This is a genomic window from Streptomyces sp. SCA2-17, from assembly GCF_044336695.1.
Map to the genome: position 1 here is coordinate 1,926,824 of NZ_CP117521.1, position 21,229 is coordinate 1,948,052.

Annotated in this window: 15 protein-coding genes and 1 tRNA gene; 7 read left to right on the plus strand and 9 right to left on the minus strand. The window is 73.3% G+C overall.

The window, feature by feature from the left end; translation table 11 throughout:
* Nucleotides 1-6: 6 nt before the first annotated feature.
* The 4 genes from PS271_RS08620 to PS271_RS08635 all read left to right on the plus strand — a co-directional run bounded on the left by PS271_RS08620 (nucleotide 7) and on the right by PS271_RS08635 (nucleotide 6,243).
* Entirely contained in the window at nucleotides 7-2,187 is a 2,181-nt protein-coding gene (locus tag PS271_RS08620; protein ID WP_495656752.1) for a serine/threonine-protein kinase, read from the plus strand.
* 3 nt (nucleotides 2,188-2,190) lie between these two features.
* Nucleotides 2,191-3,498 (plus strand): protein phosphatase 2C domain-containing protein, encoded by a 1,308-nt coding sequence (locus PS271_RS08625; RefSeq protein WP_398381384.1) that lies wholly within the window; start codon nucleotides 2,191-2,193, stop codon nucleotides 3,496-3,498.
* Nucleotides 3,499-3,605: 107 nt separating this feature from the next.
* Nucleotides 3,606-5,030: a vWA domain-containing protein gene (locus PS271_RS08630; RefSeq protein ID WP_398381385.1), complete on the plus strand. Its 1,425-nt coding sequence runs from the start codon at nucleotides 3,606-3,608 to the stop codon at nucleotides 5,028-5,030.
* Nucleotides 5,031-5,097: 67 nt separating this feature from the next.
* Nucleotides 5,098-6,243 carry an FHA domain-containing protein gene (locus tag PS271_RS08635; protein ID WP_398381386.1) on the plus strand — a complete coding sequence of 382 codons (1,146 nt, stop codon included), beginning with the start codon at nucleotides 5,098-5,100 and terminating at the stop codon, nucleotides 6,241-6,243.
* Here PS271_RS08635 and PS271_RS08640 read toward each other — a convergent pair.
* Complete coding sequence (locus PS271_RS08640; RefSeq protein WP_398381387.1) at nucleotides 6,224-7,234, minus strand: methyltransferase domain-containing protein; 1,011 nt, start codon at nucleotides 7,232-7,234, stop codon at nucleotides 6,224-6,226. The two genes, PS271_RS08635 and PS271_RS08640, sit on opposite strands and share 20 nt — an antisense overlap.
* A 103-nt stretch (nucleotides 7,235-7,337) precedes the next feature.
* On the opposite strand from PS271_RS08640, the gene PS271_RS08645 reads away from it, so the two are divergent.
* Nucleotides 7,338-7,742 carry a globin gene (locus tag PS271_RS08645; RefSeq protein WP_398381388.1) on the plus strand — a complete coding sequence of 135 codons (405 nt, stop codon included), beginning with the start codon at nucleotides 7,338-7,340 and terminating at the stop codon, nucleotides 7,740-7,742.
* A 102-nt stretch (nucleotides 7,743-7,844) separates the two neighbouring features.
* On the opposite strand, the gene PS271_RS08650 is transcribed toward PS271_RS08645, so the two are convergent.
* The 7 genes from PS271_RS08650 to PS271_RS08680 form a co-directional block, all read right to left on the minus strand.
* Nucleotides 7,845-8,597, minus strand: a complete 753-nt coding sequence (locus PS271_RS08650; RefSeq protein WP_398381389.1) for a DUF8010 domain-containing protein — start codon at nucleotides 8,595-8,597, stop codon at nucleotides 7,845-7,847.
* Complete coding sequence (locus PS271_RS08655) at nucleotides 8,594-9,025, minus strand: acyl-CoA thioesterase (protein WP_398381390.1); 432 nt, start codon at nucleotides 9,023-9,025, stop codon at nucleotides 8,594-8,596. Before PS271_RS08655 ends, PS271_RS08650 begins: the two co-directional genes overlap by 4 nt.
* Nucleotides 9,026-9,027: 2 nt before the next feature.
* Nucleotides 9,028-10,692, minus strand: coding sequence for an energy-dependent translational throttle protein EttA (ettA, locus tag PS271_RS08660; RefSeq protein ID WP_398381391.1), 1,665 nt, complete (start codon nucleotides 10,690-10,692; stop codon nucleotides 9,028-9,030).
* 223 nt (nucleotides 10,693-10,915) lie between these two features.
* Nucleotides 10,916-12,337: a Cys-Gln thioester bond-forming surface protein gene (locus PS271_RS08665; RefSeq protein WP_398381392.1), complete on the minus strand. Its 1,422-nt coding sequence runs from the start codon at nucleotides 12,335-12,337 to the stop codon at nucleotides 10,916-10,918.
* 338 nt (nucleotides 12,338-12,675) lie between these two features.
* Complete coding sequence (locus tag PS271_RS08670; RefSeq protein ID WP_398381393.1) at nucleotides 12,676-13,161, minus strand: single-stranded DNA-binding protein; 486 nt, start codon at nucleotides 13,159-13,161, stop codon at nucleotides 12,676-12,678.
* A 229-nt stretch (nucleotides 13,162-13,390) separates the two neighbouring features.
* Nucleotides 13,391-15,571, minus strand: a complete 2,181-nt coding sequence (locus PS271_RS08675; RefSeq protein ID WP_398381394.1) for a GTPase — start codon at nucleotides 15,569-15,571, stop codon at nucleotides 13,391-13,393.
* A complete protein-coding gene (locus tag PS271_RS08680; RefSeq protein WP_398386752.1) occupies nucleotides 15,568-17,187 on the minus strand; it encodes a dynamin family protein in 1,620 nt (539 codons plus the stop codon). The genes PS271_RS08675 and PS271_RS08680 overlap by 4 nt, the downstream gene beginning before the upstream one ends.
* 307 nt (nucleotides 17,188-17,494) lie before the next feature.
* On the opposite strand from PS271_RS08680, the gene PS271_RS08685 reads away from it, so the two are divergent.
* Together PS271_RS08685 and PS271_RS08690 are read left to right on the plus strand one after the other, a co-directional pair.
* Nucleotides 17,495-17,567: transfer RNA gene (locus PS271_RS08685), tRNA-Arg, on the plus strand.
* Between the two features lie 376 nt (nucleotides 17,568-17,943).
* Nucleotides 17,944-19,476: a DUF8426 domain-containing protein gene (locus PS271_RS08690; protein WP_398381395.1), complete on the plus strand. Its 1,533-nt coding sequence runs from the start codon at nucleotides 17,944-17,946 to the stop codon at nucleotides 19,474-19,476.
* A 36-nt stretch (nucleotides 19,477-19,512) separates the two neighbouring features.
* Here the strand turns inward: PS271_RS08690 and PS271_RS08695 are convergent, their stop codons facing one another.
* Nucleotides 19,513-21,096 carry a serine/threonine-protein kinase gene (locus tag PS271_RS08695; protein WP_398381396.1) on the minus strand — a complete coding sequence of 528 codons (1,584 nt, stop codon included), beginning with the start codon at nucleotides 21,094-21,096 and terminating at the stop codon, nucleotides 19,513-19,515.
* Between the last annotated feature and the right edge of the window lie 133 nt (nucleotides 21,097-21,229).

Sequence of the window (21,229 nt, forward strand, 5' to 3'; positions counted from 1 at the left end):
CCGGAGGTGCCGCGTCCGGATCCTCGGGCGGCCGTGCTGGAGAACCCGGAGGTCCCCGAGCGGAAGCGGTTCTGCAGCCGCGGCGACTGCGGGGCGCCGGTGGGGCGGGCGCGCGGCGACCGGCCCGGCCGCACGGAGGGCTTCTGCACGAAGTGCGGCCACCCGTACTCCTTCGTGCCCAAGCTGCGCGCGGGCGACGTGGTGCACGGGCAGTACGAGGTGGCGGGCTGCCTCGCGCACGGCGGGCTCGGCTGGATCTACCTGGCCATCGACCGGGCCGTGTCCGACCGCTGGGTGGTGCTCAAGGGCCTGCTGGACACCGGCGACGAGGACGCCCTGGCGGTGGCGGTCTCCGAGCGGCGCTTCCTCGCCGAGATCGAGCACGCCAACATCGTCCGCATCTACAACTTCGTCGAGCACCTCGACCAGCGCACCGGCAGCCTCGACGGCTACATCGTCATGGAGTACGTCGGCGGCAGGTCGCTGAAGGAGATCGCCAACGCGCGGCGGACGCCGGACGGCCGGCGCGATCCGCTGCCGGTCGCGCAGGCCTGCGCGTACGGCATCGAGGCGCTGGAGGCCCTCGGCCACCTGCACAGCCGCAACCTGCTGTACTGCGACTTCAAGGTGGACAACGCCATCCAGCAGCAGGACCAGCTCAAGCTGATCGACATGGGCGCGGTCCGGCGGATGGACGACCACGACAGCGCGATCTACGGCACGGTGGGCTACCAGGCTCCCGAGGTCGCGGAGGTGGGCCCGTCGGTCGCCTCCGACCTGTACACGGTGGCCCGTACGCTCGCCGTGCTCACCTTCGACTTCCAGGGCTACACGAACGTCTTCGCGGACCGCCTGCCCGACCCGGACCACATCGGGGTGTTCTCCCGCTACGAGTCCTTCTACCGGCTGCTGGTGCGCGCCACGGACCCGGATCCGGCGCGGCGGTTCGCGTCCGCCGGGGAGATGGCCGACCAGCTGACGGGGGTGCTGCGGGAGGTCGTCGCGCTGGAGACGGGCCGGCCGCGGCCGGCGCTGTCCACGCTGTTCGGGCCGGAGCTGCGGGTGGCGGACACCCGGCTGTTCGCGGAGGCCGACGGGGAGGTGTCCGCGCTGGGCGGGCGGGTGCCGGCGGGCCGCGCCGCGCCGGGGCGCAGAGGGCTGCCGTTCCGTGCGGCCGCGGCGGCCGTGGAGGCTGCTGCCGAGGCTCCCGCTTCCCCCGCTCCCCCTGCCGTCCCGGCAGCCCCGGCCGTCGCCACGCTCGACGCCCGCGCCGCCGCGCTCGCCCTGCCCGTGCCGCTCGTCGACCCGGGCGACCCCAACGCGGGCTTCCTCGCGGGCCTGATCGCCTCGCAGCCCGCCGAGCTGTACGCCGCGCTCCGGACCGCGCCCACCGAGTCGCCGGAGCTGCGGCTGCGGCGGATCCGCGCCCAGCTGGAACTGGGCGAGGAGGCGCAGGCGTCCCACGCTCTGGAGAGCCTGGAGGCCGCCCACCCGGGCGACCGGCGGATCGTCTGGTACCGCGGGCTCCACGCACTGGCCTGCGGCGACAAGGAGACGGCGGCGCTGTCCTTCGATGCGGTCTACGACGCCTTCCCGGGCGAGAGCGCCCCGAAGCTGGCGCTCGGCGTGTGCGCGGAGGTCCTCGGGCAGCTGGACAACGCCGCCGAGTACTACCGGCTGGTGTGGGCGACCGACCCGAGCTACGTCAGCGCCGCGTTCGGGCTGGCGCGGGTGCGGCTGGCCGGCGGGGACCGCGCGGGCGCGGTGCGCGCCCTGGAGTCCGTGCCGGAGGCCTCCATCCACTACACCGCGGCGCGCGTCGCCGCGGTGCGGGCCCGGCTGCGGCGGCGCTCCCCGCGGGAGCCGCTGCTGGAGGACCTGGTGGCCGCCGCCGGCCAGGTCGAGCGGCTCGCGGACTTCGGGCTGGACGCCGTGCGCCGCGAGCGGCTCTCCGCGGAGGTGCTGGGCAGCGCCCTGGACTGGGTGCTGTCGGGCTCCCCGGGCGCGGGCGGCGGGCAGCCGGCGGCCCGCCCGGGCGGGCTGCTGGGCCGCGGGCTGGACGAGCGCGAGCTGCGCTTCGGGCTGGAGCGCTCGTACCGCGTGCTCGCGCGGCTGGCCCAGCGCGGCGAGGAACGGATCGAACTGGTGGAGCGGGCCAACCGTCTCCGCCCCAGGACATGGGTGTGATCGATGTCGCAAGTGCCGCGCCCCTCACAGCTGACGGCGTGCCCCGCCTGCCGGGAGCCGCTGGACCCGGCCGACAACTTCTGCGGCGGCTGCGGCGCCGACCTGTCGGCGGCGCCGCCGGCCCTCCCCGACGAGGGCCCGGCCGACTACCGGCTCGCGCTGCCCGACCCCGGCGCCCGTGCGGCCGTGCGGGCTCCCCTCGCGCCTCCCGCGCCCCCGGGAGACGGCCCGCACCGGCCCGCGTGGCCGCCGGGCGCCGACGCCTCGGCCGGGTCCGGCGCGCCCGACCCGCGCACCGGCGCTGTGCTGGGGGTCCCCCCGCAGGCCGGCCACGCGGCCCCCGGGCCGCCGCCCGGGCCGGACGCCGCCCGCCCGGGTGCGGGCGGGACCGGGCGGAGCTGCGGGTCGTGCCGATCCGGCATGATCGACAAGGACGGGTACTGCGAACACTGCGGACATGCACAACCGCGCGAACGGGATCACATGGAGCACGAGTTGCCAGGCGTCGCGGCGGTCAGCGACCGCGGACTGCGCCACCACCGGAACGAGGACGCGTACGCCGTGTCCGCCATCGCCCTCGCCGACGGGGCCCCGGCCACCGTCGCCGTCGTCAGTGACGGCGTGTCGTCGGCGACCCGGCCCGACGAGGCGTCGGCGGCGGCCTGCGCCGCCGCGCGGGAGCTGCTGGTCATGGCCCTGCCGCAGGGCGACGACCCGCGGCAGGCCACCCACGACGCCATCATGCGGGCGGCCGAGGCCGTCAACGCGCTGGCCGCGCCCGCCCGCGGGCCGCTGGAGCACGACCCGCACCGCCACGAGAACGCCCCCGCGTGCACGATCGTGACGGCCGTCGTCACCGGCGAGCTGCTCACCGTCGGCTGGGTCGGCGACAGCCGCGCCTACTGGGTGCCGGAGGACCGTTCCACCCAGCCCGCCCGGCTCACCGAGGACGACTCCTGGGCCGCCCAGATGGTCGCGGCGGGCCTGCTGACGGAGGCCGAGGCGTACGCGGACGAGCGGGCCCACGCCATCACCGGCTGGCTGGGCGCGGACGCCTACGAGGTCGAGCCGCACACCGCGTCCTTCCACCCCGACCGCAAGGGCGTGGTGATCGTCTGCACGGACGGGCTGTGGAACTACGCCGAGTCCGCCGAGCTGATGGCCGAGGTCACCCCGCCCGACGCCCGCGCCCGGCCGCTGGAGTGCGCCCGGCAGCTGCTGGCCCACGCCCTGGACGGAGGGGGCCACGACAACGTAACAGTGGCCGTACTGCCGTTCCCCCTGGCGCCCGAGGGGGCAGGATCGGCCTGAGGCCAGGGCGGTCGCAGGGGGGATGCGTCGCCGGTGCCCGCTCGGCACCGCGCGCCGCCCCGCCCCCTCGTGCCCCGGCACGGACGGAGTACCGAGGAGCGGATCAGATGGCCAGTTTCTCCAAGACCAGCGGGGCCTCCAAGACCAGCGGGGCCTCCCCTACTGGCGGGGCCTCCACCACTGGCGGGCACCGGTTCACGGTCGACGTGTACCAGAACGCCCATCTCCCCGAGGGCGGGCGCGAGGTCGACGCGATCGTCACCGTCACCGCCACGCGCGGAGGGACCACGGCGGGGACGCCCCTCGTGCCGGCCGTTCCCCACCAGTCCCCCTCGTCGTACGGGTTGCAGGCCCCCGGCCCGGACGCGGCCGTGGTCATCATGGTCGACTGCTCGGGCTCGATGGACTACCCGCCGACCAAGATGCGCAACGCCCGCGCCGCCACGGCCGCCGCCGTGGACACCCTGCGCGACGGCGTGGCCTTCGCCGTGGTGGCCGGCACGCACCAGGCGAAGGAGGCCTACCCCGGCGGCGGGCGGCTCGCGCTGGCCGACGCCACCACCCGGCAGCAGGCCAAGGAGGCCCTGCGCAAGCTCACTCCGGGCGGCGGCACCGCCATCGGCACCTGGCTGCGCCTGGCCGATCAGCTGCTGGAGACGTCCGAGGCGCCGATACGGCACGGCATCCTGCTCACCGACGGCCGCAACGAACACGAGGAGCCCGACGCGCTGCGCGCCTCCCTGGAGCACTGCGCCGGCCGGTTCACGTGCGACGCGCGCGGCGTGGGCACCGACTGGGAGGTCAAGGAGGTCACCGCCATCGCCTCGGCCCTGCTGGGCACCGCCGACATCGTCGCCGACCCGGCGGGCCTCGCGGCCGACTTCACGCGGATGATGGAGACGGCGATGGGCAAGGAGGTCGCGGACGTCGCGCTGCGGCTGTGGACGCCGCAGGGCGCCGAGGTGAAGTTCCTCAAGCAGGTCGCGCCCGCCTTGGAGACGCTCACCGAGCGGCGCGTCGAGGCCGGCCCGCGGATCGGCGACTACCCGACCGGATCGTGGGGCGACGAGTCGCGCGACTACCACCTGTGCGTGCGGGTGCCCGCCGCCGCGGTGGGCGAGGAGATGCTCGCCGCCCGGGTCTCGCTGGTGCTGCCCGCGCCTGACGGGTCCTCACCGCGCCCCTTGGCCCAGGGTCTGGTGCGGGCGGTCTGGACGGACGACCTGGCCGCGTCGACGTCCATGAACGCGCAGGTCGCCCACTACACCGGCCAGGCCGAACTCGCCCGCTACATCCAGGAGGGCCTGGACCTGCGCCGCTCCGGCGACCTGGACGGCGCGACGGCCAAGCTCGGCCGCGCCGTCCAGCTGGCGAACCGCTCCGGCAACGAGGACACGGCCAAACTCCTCGCCAAGGTGGTGGACGTGGTGGACGCCGCGACGGGTACTGTGCGGCTGAAGGCGAAGGTCACCGCGGAGGCGCAGATGACCCTCGAAACGCGCTCGACGAAAACCGTACGGGTGAAGAAGTAGCACCGGGCGCGGGGAACGCGTACCGGCGACGACCGCAACGCACGGCACACGAGGGGGATCAACCGACATGCCGACCTGCCCGAACGGCCACCAGTCGACGGCCGAGGACTGGTGCGAGGTGTGCGGCCACCGCATGTCGGGGGCGCCCGACCGGCCCGTCCCCTCCGGTGCTCCGGGGACCGGCGGGGCCGTCCCGCCACCGCCCCCCGCCCCGCCCACGGGCGCGCCGCTGCCGCCCCCGAGCGGCCCGCAGGGCGCCCCCGGCTACGGCTGGCCGCCCGCCGAGGGCGCGCCCACCGGGAACGCCCACACCGGGGACACGACCGTGCAGGCCGAGCTGTGCCCGCACTGCCGTACGCCCCGCGAGGCGCAGGCGCCCTTCTGCGAGGAGTGCCGGTACAACTTCCTGACGCGCACGGGCGCCTCCTTCGGGCCGCCCCCGCCGCCGGCCCCGCAGGGGCTCCAGTCGGCGCCGCCGCCCCCGCCGCAGCACACCCAGCCCCCGCAGTCGTACGAGTACTACGGCTCGCGCCCGTCGCGCATCAACCGCCCGGCGGAGCCCCTGACTCCGGAGACGCACCCGGCCTCGCCGTACGCGGACCCGGCGTACGGCGAGTCGCCCTACGCGGACTCGCCGTACGCGGACTCCCCCTACGGCGAGTCGCCGGCCTACGCCGACGGCCCCGGCGGCGACTGGATGCTGCCGCCGCCGAGCACGCCCGCGCCGCAGTCCGCGCCCCCGTACGGCTACGAGCGCGGGGCGACGGGCGGCGTGCCGGGGCAGCAGGGCGGCGGACAGCAGGCGCCGGCCGGGTGGACGGCCGTCGTGGCGCCCGACCGCGAGTACTTCACGGCGATGATGAACCGCAGCGGCCCCGAGGCCTCCGGCCTCAACCTCCCCGCGTACTCCCCCGAGTTGCAGCTCCAGCTGAACGGGCCGCAGGTCACGGTCGGCCGGAAGCGGCACAGCACCGGCGAGTCCCCGGACATCGACCTGTCGCGCCCGCCGGAGGACCCGGGCGTCTCGCACCAGCACGCGATGTTCGTGCAGCAGCCGGACGGCAGCTGGGCGGTCGTCGACCAGGACTCCACCAACGGCACGACGATCAACGGCTCGGAGACGCCGATCCAGCCCTACGTGCCGGTGCCGCTCCAGGACGGCGACCGGGTGCACGTGGGGGCGTGGACGACGATCACCCTGCGCCGGGGCTGACGCCCGTCCCGCGGGGGCCCGGGCCGCCCAGCGGCCACCGGTACGGCCCGTCCGGGTGGTCCAGCCAGGCCCACTGGGCGTCGCCCGCGACCGAGATGCCGTAGCGCTCGCGGCCCGGGCGTCCCAGGCCGCGCCACAGCTGGTGGGCGTCGCCCGGGTCCAGCGCGCCCGCGGTCAGCGCCAGCAGGAAGCGGAAGCGGTCGCTCTGGAGCAGCCGCCAGGGCAGGCCCCGTACGCGCGGCACGGGCGCGGGCGCGGCGCCGCGCAGCGGGACGAAGAAGGCGGGGGTGCGCAGGAAGCGGCCCTCGGCGTGGGTGGCGTCCTTGACCCGCAGGGCGATCAGGCCGGTGGCGAGCGGGGCGAGGATCAGGCCGTCGGGGCGGGTCTGGGCGAGCCAGGCCGGCGGCACCCGGGTGATCGCGCAGGTGGCCAGGATCCGGTCGAAGGGGGCGCGCCACGGGCAGCCGTACGCGCCGTCGGCCGTGACGACCTCGGGGTGGAAGCCGGCCTCGTCGAGGTGCGCGCGGGCGGGCCCGGTGAGCTCCGGGTCGAGGTCGACGGTGGTGACCTTGCCGTCGCCGAGGCGGTGGGCGAGCAGGGCCGCGTTGTAGCCGGTGCCCGCGCCGATCTCCAGGACGGTGTGGCCGTCCTGGACGTTCAGGGCGGCGAGCATCGTCGCCATCAGGGAGGGCTGGCTGCTGGAGGAGATCAGCTCGCCGTCCCGGACGTGGGTGGCGAGCGGCTCGTCGGCGTAGGCGCCGACGAGCCAGCTCTCGTGGCGCAGGGGGTCGGGGTCGTCGCCGGAGAGGCGCTGGTAGCCGCCGACGACTCCGACGTAGTAGACGGGAACGAACAGCTCCCGGGGCACCTCGGCGAAGGCGCGCCGCCACCGGGGGTCGGTGAGCTCGCCGGCTGCCCTCAGCCCCTCGACCAGCTCGCCCCGCAGCGCCGAGGACAGCTCGGCGTCCCCCTTGAGATGCGTACCGCCCATGTCTCCACTGTGCGCCGGTGGCCGCCGGTCCGGCCAAAGGACCGGTCCGGGCGGAGGACCTACGTCCCCCGTCCTCGGCCGGTGCGTCTGAGACCATGGAGGGGTGATGGAGATTCCGCGCGGCACCCTTCAGGAGCAGACCTTCTACGAGCAGGTCGGCGGCGAGGAGACTTTCCGGCGCCTGGTCCGCCGCTTCTACGAGGGCGTGGCCGCCGATCCGCTGCTGCGGCCGATGTATCCGGAGGAGGACCTCGGCCCGGCCGAGGAGCGCCTGGTGCTCTTCCTCATGCAGTACTGGGGCGGGCCGCGGACCTACAGCGAGAACCGGGGCCACCCGCGGCTGCGGATGCGCCACGCGCCCTTCACCGTGGACCGGGCCGCGCATGACGCGTGGCTGCGGCACATGCGGGACGCGGTGGACGAGCTCGGGCTCGCTCCGGAGCTGGAGCAGCAGCTGTGGAACTACCTGACGTACGCGGCGGCGTCGATGGTGAACACCAGCACATAAATCAGCCCGTCTGGGGGCACCTCCCAGCGGTAGCTGGGGGAGTTTGAGGACGAGCGCGTCCAGCGCGATGGGGCCGGGGGCGAAGCCCCCGGCATGGCCCGCTCAGGCGGGCGTGACCGCCAGTCCCGTGAGCCCACCGGTCCGGATGGCCACCGACCCGTAAGGCGTGCTCAGGCGCAGCCACCCGGGCGCTGTGAACAGCACCACGGGCTCTTCCGGCGCGAGCGCCGTCCCCGCACGGCCCCGCGCCGGGGCGGCGGCCGCCGCCCGCGGGACGGGCCGCAAGAACCCCAGCGACTGCGCCGCATGCACCGCACGCAACGGCAGCTCCGTGTCACCGAGCGTGCGGGACCAGATCTCGCGGCCGATGCGGTCGCGCTCGACGCGCGTGCGCCGGTGCTCGGGCAGCTCCTCGTCACGCGCGCGGAACTCCGCGACCGCCGCCCCGACCGCGCCCCGCAGGGCGTCCTGGCCGGGCAGCCCCGGCACGCGCTGCCAGCCGCCGCGGGGCGGCAGCACACCGGCCCAGGGCGGGCCGGTGACCGCTTCGGGGACGGTGATCTCCAGCTCGCCGGAGGGCAGGGCGGGCGCCGTGTCCAGGGCGTCGGCGAGCTGACCCGCCGAGACGGTGACGTCCAGCGCCCCGCCGTGGGCCAGCCGGGCCGTGCGCACCGCAAGGACCTCGAAGGACGGCGGACGCCCGAAGACGCCGAGGACGCCGTCGCCGGCCTGGATCCGGACGACGGCCGCCCGGTCGTAGTGGATCAGCCGGGCCAGGAAGGCGACCAGGTCGGCCGCCTCCCGGGCATCGGCGAACCGCAGCCGGTGCCCGGGCGGAGGCTGGAGCCCCGTCATGCGGCGACGGCCTCCTCCGCGGCGTCGTCCTGGAACTCCGCCAGGAACATGCGCTCCTCGTCGGTGATCCGGCGCGGCCGGCCGGCCTCGAAGTCGAACGGGACGACGACGGTGCTGGCCCGCACGTACACGTGCTCCTCGTCCTTGACCTCGTAGGCGACGGTCAGGGACGCGGCGCCGACCTTGGTCACCCAGGTCTCCACGGTCACCGGCGCATGCCGGTGCACCAGGGGGCGCAGGTAGTCGATCTCGTGCCGGGCCACGACGGACCCGCCCTGGAACGACGTGCTCCCCTCCCCCGGCGCCAGCCGGAACATGAAGTCGATCCGTGCCTCTTCGAGGTAGCGGATGAAGACCGCGTTGTTGACATGGCCGAAGGCGTCCATGTCGGACCAGCGCAGGGGGCAGGAGTAGAGGTGACGCGCCATGCTCAGCCCCGGGTGAGCTTCTTGTAGGTGGCGCGGTGCGGACGGGCCGCGTCCGGGCCGAGGCGCTCGATCTTGTTCTTCTCGTAGGACTCGAAGTTGCCCTCGAACCAGAACCACTTGGAGTCGCCCTCGTACGCCAGGATGTGCGTGGCCACCCGGTCCAGGAACCAGCGGTCGTGGGAGACGACCACAGCGGCGCCCGGGAAGTCGAGCAGGGCGTTCTCCAGCGAGGAGAGGGTCTCGACGTCGAGGTCGTTGGTGGGCTCGTCGAGGAGGAGCAGGTTGCCGCCCTGCTTGAGGGTCAGCGCCAGGTTCAGGCGGTTGCGCTCACCACCGGAGAGCACGCCGGCCGGCTTCTGCTGGTCCGGGCCCTTGAAGCCGAACGCGGAGACGTAGGCGCGGGAGGGCATCTCGACCTGGCCGACGTTGATGTAGTCCAGCTCGTCGGAGACGACGGCCCACAGCGTCTTCTTGGGGTCGATGTTGGCGCGGCTCTGGTCGACGTAGGAGATCTTGACGGTGTCGCCGACCTTGATCTCGCCGGAGTCCGGGGTCTCCAGGCCCTGGATCATCTTGAACAGCGTGGTCTTGCCGGCGCCGTTCGGGCCGATGACGCCCACGATGCCGTTGCGCGGCAGGGTGAAGGACAGGTCGTCGATGAGGACCTTCTCACCGAAGGCCTTGGAGAGGTTGCTGACCTCGACGACGATGTTGCCCAGGCGCGGGCCCGGCGGGATCTGGATCTCCTCGAAGTCCAGCTTCCGCATCTTGTCGGCCTCGGCCGCCATCTCCTCGTAACGGGCGAGGCGGGCCTTGGACTTGGCCTGGCGGCCCTTGGCGTTGGAGCGGACCCACTCCAGCTCTTCCTTGAGGCGCTTGGCGCGCTTCGCGTCCTTCTGGCCCTCGACCTTCAGACGGGAGGCCTTGTTCTCCAGGTAGGTGGAGTAGTTGCCCTCGTAGGGGATGGCGCGGCCGCGGTCGAGCTCCAGGATCCACTCGGCCACGTTGTCCAGGAAGTACCGGTCGTGGGTGATCGCCACGACGGTGCCCGCGTACTTGGCGAGGTGCTGCTCCAGCCAGTTCACCGACTCGGCGTCGAGGTGGTTGGTGGGCTCGTCGAGGAGCAGCAGGTCGGGGGCCTCCAGCAGCAGCTTGCAGAGCGCGACGCGGCGCTTCTCACCACCGGAGAGGTTGACGACGGGCCAGTCGCCGGGGGGGCAGCCCAGGGCGTCCATGGCCTGCTCCAGCTGGGCGTCGAGGTCCCAGGCGTTGGCGTGGTCGAGCTCCTCCTGGAGCTTGCCCATCTCGTCGAGCAGGGCGTCCGAGTAGTCGGTCGCCATGAGCTCGGCGATCTCGTTGAAGCGGTTGAGCTTGCCCTTGATCTCCCCGACGCCGTCCTCGACGTTCTCCAGGACGGTCTTGGACTCGTCCAGCTTCGGCTCCTGCATGAGGATGCCGACGCTGTAGCCCGGCGACAGGAACGCGTCGCCGTTGGACGGCTGCTCCAGACCGGCCATGATCTTGAGGACGGTGGACTTACCGGCACCGTTGGGGCCGACCACACCGATCTTCGCACCGGGCAGGAAGCTCAGCGTCACGTCATCGAGGATGACCTTGTCGCCGTGCGCCTTGCGCGTCTTGCGCATGGTGTAGATGTACTCAGCCAAGAGAAACCGTCCGGCAATCGTCGAGAAGGGCCAATGTGCGGCTCCGCCGCGTGAGGGCAGATACACCCCATCTTGCCGCACCGGACGCCCGGGGCGGAAACCCGTTACGGGGGCGATCCGCTCACAGTCCGCCCGGGCGGGCGGCCACCGGAGGGCCTTGCGGCCCTCCGGGCGCCCCGGGCGGGAGCGTCCGCCCCCGCCCCGCGGCCCGCACGCCGGGGGCTCACTCCCCGGCGGAGGCCCGCTCCCGGCGCAGCAGATACACCGCGCCGCTGCCGGCGACGATCAGGGCGATCGCTATCCCGGCGATCGTGGGGGTGGTGTTGCTGCCGCCGGTCGCGGCCAGGTCGCCGTCGGCCCTGACGGCCGCCTTGCCGCTGCCGCCGCCCGTGGTCGCCGGGCTCATGCGGGAGGCCAGGGTGGCCTTGGTCCGGCCGTCGCCGGAGCCCGCGGCGCCGGAGCCCTCGCCGGTCTCGGGGGCCGCTCCTGCGGCGTCCCCGGCCGGGGGCGCGGCCGCGGTGGCGGCCAAGGTCGCGCAGTCCATGATCCCGGGGAAGGTCCGGGACAGCCCGCCCGGCCCGGTGATCGTGAACCGGTAGGCCCGGTCCTCGCCGACCTTCACCAGCGTGGTCTCGGAGCGGCCGGGGGCCACCGTGTGCGTCCGGCCGGCCAGCTCGTAGGTGAAGGGGGCGTCGCCCTGGTTGTCGGCGGTGACGTCGACGCCGCCCTTGGCGCAGTTCTTACGGGCGGACAGAGCCGGGGCCGCGCCCTTGGCCGTCCAGTGCGCGGTGGCGCCCGCGGAGACCGTGCTCTCGCTGGAGCCGGCCAGGATCTGCGTCTGGGTGGTGGTGTGATCGCCGGCGAAGACCCGGCCGACCGGGACCTTGGCGGCGCCCGAGGCCTTCAGAGACATGGAGCCGTCGGGGGCGCCCGCCGGGACGTCCACGTAGAACTCGCCGCCGTTGCCGGTGGCGGCGACCGGCTTGCCGTCCTTGTCGACGATCTTCACGCCCCTGGCCACGGCATCACCTGAAGGAGTGAGGGTGACGCTGCTCGCCGTGGTCCGCACCGTGACCGGGCCGAGCTTGCGGCCCGGCTTGCCGGAGAGCGCCGGCGGGCTCAGGGTCAGCGACGCCTCGGGCTCCTCGACGTCCTTCGCGGCCTTGTAGAGGTAGTCGGCGAGCTTGGCGGCCGCGGGGTCCTTGGCGTCGACCTGGGCGGCGTCCGAATACCGCCAGATGGCGACCTGGGTGCCGGCGGCGGCGGTGTTCGCGTCGAGCGGGCCCGCGCCCGCGTCCTTGGCGAGCGCGGCGAGGTCGTTCACCTGCGGGTAGGAGTGCTGGAGGATCCAGCGGATCTTCCCCGCGTCCTTGTTGGCGTGCAGGGACGACTCGGCCGCGCCGACCTCGCGGTAGCGGGCGCCGTCCACGGTGTTGGTGAGGATGTCGACGCAGTACGTCTGCAGCGAACCGCCGCCGTCGACCTTCATCTCGAACAGACCCGCCGGGATCTCGGCCGTCCGGTGCCGGTCGTGCACCACGACGCCCGAGCCGGCCGTGATGCGGCCGAGCGTGGCGGTGACGCCTCCCGCGGTCTGCGGCGCGTCCTCCGCGGCGGCGGGGCCCGCCGCGGCTATCGTGCCCACCGCGGCGAGTCCTGCTGCCAGGCAGGCTGCGGCAAGGCGGGCGGATCCCCGCCTCCTGACAGAAATCATCGACTTCCTTCCGGGCGAACGCAGAACAAGTCGGCGCGCCTCGCCACCGAACTCAAGACTCAGAAGCCCCCGTTGCACGCTGTCGCTCGCAGCCGTTGACACGTCGCCGCGGCCCCCCGTTGCACGTTGCTGTGAACGTGATCTTAAAGAGCGGGCGCGGCGCCATCCCCACCCGAGGGGCCGCTCAATCGATCCGAATCGGAATCGTTACCAGCGGGCCGCGGCCCGACCTGGCAATATCGATAAATCGCCGGGACAAACCGGCTATTTCAGAAGGGCGGTGCCTCGGCGCCGGCGGCCGCGGGCTCCCGATCCGGAATGGCTGGAGCAGTTGCTTCCGCCGAGGCCTCCACGGCCGCCGCCATCCGGACCGGCTCCGCCGGCAGCGGCCTCGGCTGCGTCACCCTGCGGAACACCGACGTCCCCCGGCTCAGGTCGTGGCCGATCGACACCGCGTCAATGTCCGCCGACAGCCACCGCTTTCCCTCGCGCTCCTCTTCCCGGATGCGCAACTTGCCCTGGACCACGACCGGTTCTCCCACGCCCAGCGACGCCACCACGTTGGCCGCGAGCGCGCGCCACGCCCACACCGTGTAGAAGCTCGTGTACGCGTCCGCCCACTCCTCCTTGGACCGGTCCCAGCGGCGCACCGACGCCGCCAAGCGGAACCGCGAGGACGACGAGCCGTTCGCCGCCTCCCGGTAGTCCGGCTCCGTCGCGACGTTTCCCACGACCGTCACCAGCGTCTCGTTCATACGGATCCCCCCGCTTTCCCCGTTCGGGCTTCGTGAACTGCTTCGTGAACTGCTTTGTGCACTGCTTTGTGCACTGCTTTGTGCAGCGCTTCGTGCAGTCCTTCGTGAACTGCTTCGTGAACTTCCTCGTGAGCCATGCTGCCGGTCTTCGGGGCATCCCGCCGGGGGCTGTGGACGAGGGAGCTTTTGTGGATAACTCCGTCACCCACACGGTCAGGTCCCCGGTCGCTCAGGCTTCCCCGGCCGCGATCACGTACTGCGCGCGGACCTCCTGATACCGCAGCAGTTCCGCGGCGACCGGCTCCAGCACCCGCTCCCGCCCGCAGCCCGCGGCGGCGTTCCGCAGCCGCCGCTCCGTCTCCAGCCCGTAGCGGCGGGCCGGGCCCCGCGCCATCGCCCGGCAGCACCAGGCCAGGGCCGGGCCGCTCGCGACCGCGCCCGCCAGCAGCAGCGCCGGAATCCACCATGCGCCGCCCCAAGCGCCGGTCAGCAGGACCAGCAGCCAGGCCGCGGTCAGCACCTGAAGCACCGACAGCACCCACTGCACGGCGGCCGCCACGGCCCACCAGCCGGGCCGGACCGGCCGGACCGGCCCGCCCGCGCGCCCCCGCCGGCCGCCGATGATCCATCCGCCGGCCCGGCCTCCCGTACGGCCGCCGGCCCGCCCGGAGTCGTGGCTTCCGGTCAGGCCTTCGCTCTCCGGAGAACCCGCCTGACGCCCCACGTTCGTGCACCAGGCGCTCGCCCGGCGCGCCCCCGTACGCCACATCCCCGCGCGCCCCGGGCCCGCCGCGGCCATCGCGGCGGCTGCGGCGGCGGACGCCGCGTCCAGGGCCTCCGCGAGGCCCTCCGCCCCGCGCCGCGCCGCCTCGCGCACGGCCAGCGACCAGGGGTCGGGAAGCCCCGTGGACGCCTCGTAGGCCAGGGCCCGTACGGCCTGCTCCACGAGCGGCCGGGAGACGGCTCGGCTCGGAGCGGGGCCGCTCTCGCCGGCGGCAGGCAGCGCACACGCCTCTGCGGAGGCCGCCGTCACACTCGTACTGGTACGCGTGCTCGTGCTCGTGCTCGTGCTCGCGCTCGTATACGCAGCCGCACCCGTAGCCGCTTCCACACCGCTCGCCTCACCCGCCGCCTTCCGCCCCGCACGCCCCCGTACGTACCACCGCTGCGCCCGCATCCACGGCATCCCGCACGCCCGTCCGGCGTCCCGGAGCCACGCGCGTTCCGCCGCGAGCCCGGCCGCCTGGGCGCCCACCGCCTCGGCCAGGCGGTCCTCGAACTCGTGCCGGGCCGACTCCGTCAGCCCCGGCCGCCCCTCGGCCACGTACGCGCCCCGCAGCCGCGCCGAGACCCCGTCGACGTCGGCCGTCAGCCGGCGCAGCGCGGCGCCCCGCGAGGCCGTGAACCGGCCGAGGATCTCGCGCAGTTCGCCGACGCCGTCGCCGGTGAGGGCCGACAGGGACAGCACCTCGGCCCCCGGTTCGCCGTGCTCGCCGAGCGCGATGCCGTCGTCGTCCAGGAGCCGCCGCAGGTCGTCGAGGACCTGGTCGGCGGCGTCCGGGCCCAGCCGGTCGATCTGGTTGAGGACGATGAACGACACCTCGGCGTACCCCGCGAGCGGCCGCAGGTAGCGCTCGTGCAGGACGGCGTCCGCGTACTTCTCCGGGTCCACCACCCAGATCACCGCGTCGACGAGCCCCAGGAGGCGGTCCACCTGCTCGCGGTGGCCGGGGCTGGCCGAGTCGTGGTCGGGCAGGTCGAGCAGGACGAGCCCGTTGAGGGCCGGGTCGTACGGGCGGACCGGCTGCCGGCGGGAGCGGGCGGGGATGCCGAGCCGGTCGAGGACGCCGTCCGCGCGCTCGGGCTCCTCCGTCCACACGCAGGCCACGGGGGCGGCGGTGGTGGGGCGGCGGACGCCCGCCTCGGAGAGCTGGGCCCGGGCGAGCGCGTTGAAGAGCGTGGACTTGCCACTGCCCGACGCCCCGGCGATGGCCACGACGGTGAGGTCGAGGGGGTGCCGCTGGCGGGCGACGGCCTCGTCCAGGACGCGCCCCGCCTCGGCGAGCGTGCGCCGGTCCAGCCGGGCCCGGGACAGCCCGACGAGCTCCCGCAGGGCGTCCAGGCGCGGCCGGAGGACGGCGGCCCCTGGGTGCGGCGGGGCCGCGGACGGGGGGCGCGGGGCCGTCTCCGGGCGCGGCGGGGGCGCGGTGCGTGCTTCGGGGCCGCCGGCGCGCGGGGGGCGGCCGGGGCGGGCGCGGCGGGCGATGAGGCCGTCGTCCCAGATCCCGGCGGGGCGGGGACGGGCGGCGGCGGCCGGGCCGGGGGGCGGAGCGGCGGACGGAGCGGCTCCCTCGGCGGGGCGTTCGGCAGATCGGTCGGCGGATCGGTCAGCGGGGCGCACGGTGGTCACCTCTCCTTCTGTAGGACGGACAGCGCGGCGATGAGCTCGACCTGGTGGTCGGGGGTGACGTCCAGGGCTTCCAGCGGGGCGGTCCGGCGATCGCGCTCGGCGTCGAGCACGCCGTCGAGGCACTCGGCGAGGAGGTGGCCGCCGCGGTCGCGCAGGCGCAGGGCGCCCTGGGCTCCGAGCAGTTCGGCGAGACTCTCCCCGGCCGTGCGGGCCTGTCCGCCGCCGAGCAGGGCGGCGGCGAGCAGGGCGGCCGCCCGGTCGGCGTCGAGGCCGGCCGCGCGCTCGGCGGCCCGTACCTCCTCCTCCGCGATCTCCTCCAGGCAGCGCCGCCAGCGGCGTACGGCGACGCCGATCCGGCCGACCGCGCCGTCCGGGTCGCGCGGGGCGAGGACGGCGTCCGCCGCGGGGTCGCCCGCGCAGGCCGCGGCGACCTCCTCGTCGGCGGCGGCGACGGCGCAGCCGACGAGGGCCGCGAGGGCGGCCGTGAGCGCGCCGAGCAGCTCGTCGGAGGTGCTGTCCTCGGGGTGGCCGCGCCAGTGGGTGAGGGCGTCGCCCGCGAGGGCCTCCCCGCCCGCGACCCCGTCCCGTACGCGCTCCGTGGCCTTCGCGTACGCGTCCTCCACGCGCTGGGTGAGCCGGACCGCGGCGGCGTGCTGGACGGCGGCGGCGCCGGCGAGCCCGGGCAGCCGCGACCCCAGGGAGGCCAGCAGCCCGGCGACGGTGCGGGCGGAGGCCACGGCGCGGGCCGCGGGGTCCTGCGCCCGCTGGTGCAGCCAGCCGCGCAGGCCCGCGACGGCGGTGTCGGGCAGCAGGCCCGTGCCGCCGCCCGTGGACTCCGGGAGCTCGGGGATGGTGAAGCGCGGGACGTCCCCGAGGCCGGCGGCGGCCAGCAGCGCCCCGTAGTGCTTGGAGACCTCGGTGGCGACCTGGTGGGGCACCCGGTCCAGGACGGTGACGAGGGTGACGTCGTACTCCTTGGCCGTCCGCATCAGGTGCCACGGCACCGCATCGGCGTACCGGGTCGCGGTGGTGACGAGCACCCAGATGTCCGCCGCGCAGATCAGCTCGGCGGCGAGCTCGCGGTTGCGGGCGACGAGGGAGTCGATGTCGGGGGCGTCGACGAGGGCGAGGCCGGGCGGCATGGCGCGGTCGGTCTCGATGCGCAGGGACGGGGGCTCGGCGGCGTCGTCCTCGTCCCCGCGGCGGCCGTCGGGGTCGGGGTCGTAGAGGGTGGAGACGTCCTGCGCGGGCACCCAGACGCGGCGCAGCTCGGGCAGCACGCGCTGCCCCGCGAACCAGTGGTGGTCGTCCGGGTGGCAGACCAGTACAGGCGTACGGGTCGTCGGCCGCAGGACCCCCGCCTCAGTGACCCGCCGCCCCACCAGGGAGTTGACGAGGGTGGACTTCCCGGCCCCCGTCGATCCCCCCACGACCGCGAGCAGCGGCGCTTCGGGGGCGCACAGGCGGGGCACCAAGTAGTCATCGAGTTGCGCCAGGAGTTCGGCACGGTTCCGGCGGGCGCGGGCGGCGCCGGGAAGGGGAAGGGGGAAGCGTGCGGCGTCGACACGGTCACGCAGTGCGGACAGCGCGTCGAGCAGTCGGGGCCGTACGTCCAAGGTCGCCACACGTGCAGAATGCCCAATTCTGGTGTGATTTTGAAGCGTATAGGCCATGGCGCGCGAGGCGTGGCGCACGGGGCTCAGGCATAACGAGTACACAACACCCGTCGCCTGAGGCGTGAAAAACGGTGCAAGATTCGTACCCGCCTGCGATTATCAGGACCGCTTCACTAAACCTCCACATCGTGGCACGGAGGTGAAGCAACCGGGACGAGGTGAGCGGAGCCCTATCCTTGTCCCCGGCAAGGTCACGGCACCACCGAGCCCGGGGCTTCAGCCGTCCGCGACACCGCCGCACACACCGGCCCCCGTAGCTCAGTGGATAGAGCAGGCGCCTTCTAAGCGCTTGGCCGCAGGTTCGAGTCCTGCCGGGGGCGCTCCGTTTTCGCAGGTCAGGGGCCCCTTTAAACCCTCCGCAAGATCACTCGTGGAGGGTTTTTTCGCCGCCTGCCAAGGGCCTTATATCCCGTTTTGCACCCCCATCTTTGAGGGAGACATCCCACATAGGTCCCCTGTACTACCACGGCGTTTCCTCGCTGCGGAGCCCTTCCAACGGCGTCACGCCCGGTCAGAGCCACTCCTGACGGTCTTCGGTTTCGGACAGAGCAGGCGTCCAACGGGCACCCGGTTAGTTCTCCAGCGCTCCGACGGCGTTCGGAGCCCCGCAGAGGAGTAACGACAAGTAGATTCGGACCCACTCCAGGTGAGCCGCGCGATACTGATGCGGCTGTTGAGGAACGCGAGGGTGGGGCCATGGTCAGAGCGTGGACGGTCCGTGGGGGCCAGTTCGGAGAGCGTGAGGAGCAGGCGCTTGACGAAGGGGTGGTGATCGCCGGCTGGGAGGAGGTGGGTGACCTCAGCGGCTGCGCGTCGATCGCCGACGTGGGGGACCTTCTCGCACGGGCCTATCCTGACGAGGCGCCCGGCACCGTGGACAACTGGAAGCACCAGTTGTGGCGGTTCATCACAATGGAGACCGGCGATCTGGTCGTGATGCCCCGCAAGTATCTGGCCGTCGTCGCCATCGGGCGGCTGACCGGCGGGTACGAGTACCGCAGTGAGGCCGCCCCTGGCTTCCGTCACAGGCGCAAGGTCGACTGGCTACGCACCCAGGTGGAGCGTGCCGCGATCGGTGGTGACCTCCGGGACAGCATCGGCGCGTTCCTGACCGTGAGCGAACTTCGGCGCCGTGACGCGGCATACCGCGTCGAGACACTCGCCCAGACCGGCGTGGACCCGGGTTACAAGGGCTCCATCGAACCGCCCGCAGACCTTGGAGCACTGGAGCGGGATGTCCAGGAGGAGGGCACCCGTCAGATGACCGCCCGCGACCTCATCGGTCTGTGGGGCTGGCAGCGTCGCACGGGCGATGTCATCGACCTCGTCGACCAGGAACTGGCCACTCGCCGTTTGCGTGTCGCTCCGCACTTCACGGAGGTTCAGCTCGACGGGCTGGTCACCGTCTCCGCCCAGGAGACCCCTCTGAACGACGATCCGGATCAGGACCGCCGGGTGACCGATACCGTCCACATGTCCGAATATGGCGCAAGCGAGGATCTGAGTCGCCACTGGCGCATCGGCAGTCTTCCCTTTGCCCGCGACGTGGTCACGGTCGGCTACGACGAGCCGCTCAGCCGCGCCATCACACGCATGGTCCAGGGAGATTTTTCGCAGCTGCCGGTGGTGAACCGGCACAACGTGCTCCGCGGAGTCGTCACCTGGGAAAGCATCGCCCGCGCCCAGCTGGGCCGCCGGGGCGACACGATCGCTGCCGCGCTGGATCCCCATCCGCACACCGCGCAGGAACAGGAAGAGCTTTTCGTACGCATCGACGACGTCCAGCGCCACGGCTTCCTGATCGTCACCGACGGCGACAACCTGGTGCTCGGCATCCTCACCGCGTCCGACCTGGCCGACCAACTCAAACTCCGGGTTGAGCCCTTCATCCTTCTCGGCGAGGCGGAACGGCGGCTGCGCCGCCTGACCGATCGCCTGAGCGTCGACGAGCTGCCCACCGGATCGGGCGTGCGCAAGACCCGCGCCGAGGGCAAATACCTCACCCTCGGTCAGTATCCCGAGGTTCTCAGAGACGACGTGTGCTGGGCCAAGCTGGGGTGGCCCTACGAGCAGGACGACCTCGTCCGCCGCGTCACCGCGGTGAAGAACTACCGCAATGAACTGGCCCACTGGGACATGGACGCCCCCGAGACAAAGACCGAGGCCCTGACAGAGACCAAGCAGCTCCTGAGCTTGCTCAAGCTGATCGACCACGACCCCCGGCTCTGACCGGACAAGCTGCCTCCGAGGCCGGAAGTCGCCACATCAGGCTTCCGGCCCGGGGTCATCAAGGCCGAGCCCAATGACGGCAAGAGCTTCGGCGATCTCTACAGCCAGTTCGTCGTCGGGCCCGCCGACCACGAGAATGTCGTGGTACAGCGGCTCGAGCACGTCCTTGGCTGCCGCTGTCCGTCCCTGAGCCAGCAGCAGCATGCCGATGTTGTGCCGGAGCTCGACCGCCTCCTCGCTCGCGTCGCTGTCGACGGCACGCACGACGCCCAGTACTTCCTTGAGCTCTGCCAGCGCCTCGGTGACCAGGCCGAGCTCGGCACGGCACCGTGCGGCCTGGGCCCGACACGCACGGGCCTGCTCGCTGGTGGGTCCTGCAATGCGCGCGTACGCGTCGGCGAGGGTGTCGAACTCAGGCCGCGCGGCGCGGTAGTCGCCGCCCAACAAACGGATGGCGGCACGCCGTCTGCGCAGGCCCAGAACGGCCTTGCTCTCGGGGCCGAGAGCGCGGGCCGCCGGTTCGATGACCTCGCCGAGCACGTCGACGGCCTGTGCGTACCGGTCTTCCTGAATGAGGTGGTCCGCCTGGTCGTAGGCCGCCTGGATGTCCTCGCGCAGTTGGGCCGGGACCGGCATGGGCTGCTGCGCGGGCGCCGGCCTCGCAACGGCGAGGACTTGTTCGCGGGCCCGGGGCGCGTAGGGCCTGCGGTAGAGCGCCGTCGGATCGGGCACCCCCATCATCGAGCCCGGCCCGCCGATCGCCGACTCCTCGCCGGGCCGCGGCAGGAACGGCAGCAGCCCTTCGTACACTTCCTGCATGTCGGCGGGCCGCTCCTCCGACGCCTTGCTCAGCAACCGCAGGACCAGTTCCTCCAGCGCCTCCGGTACGTCCGGACGCAACTGTCGGAGCGGGGCAGGGGCTTCACTGACATGCTGGTACATCAGGCCGTACTCATCGACGGCGGTGAAAAGCAGCCGTCCGCTCAGCAGTTCGTGCAGGACGCAGCCGAGCGCGTACAGGTCGGCCCTCGGCGTGATCGTGCCGCCACGCACCTGCTCGGGAGCCATGTACTGGTACGTGCCGATGGGGGTCCCAGTGGCGGTCAGCTTCGTGACGTCCGTGCGGAGGATGGCGGCGATGCCGAAGTCCAGGACCTTCACCGTGCCGTCGCGAGCCACAAGGATGTTGGAAGGCTTCAGGTCACGGTGGATCACCGGCACTTGATGTGCGTGCGAGAGTACAGTGGCGACCTGCGCCGCCACTGCTGCTGCCCAGCCGATCGGCAGCGGGCGAGCCGGGTTGACGTACCGGGTCAGTGAGACGCCGTCGACGAGTTCCATGACTAGGAACAGCCGCTCCAGAGAGGCATCGAGCACCGCGTCGTACACCTGGGGTACGCCGGGGTGCTGAATGCGCGCGGTGATCCTGGCCTCGCGCTGAAAGCGCTTGGCGAACTCCTCGGCCAAGTGCGGGGCGGCAGCCAGGGATGCTTGCCTGAGCAGCTTCACGGCCACCGGGCGGTCGAGGACGGTGTCGTAGCCACGCCATACGTCGCCCATGCCGCCATGATCAAGCTCCTCCAGGAGTTCATAGCGGTCGGAGATAGGCTCGGACGGCACTGTGTCCTCGATTCCTACGGCGGTTGGCGAGCGATGGTGTGAGCTACGCGAAGCTCGTCCTCAGTGTGTCGCCTGAGGTGATCATTCGTCCAGGTCGGGGCCGGCCACGATCAGGTGGCGGTACCGCAGGAGG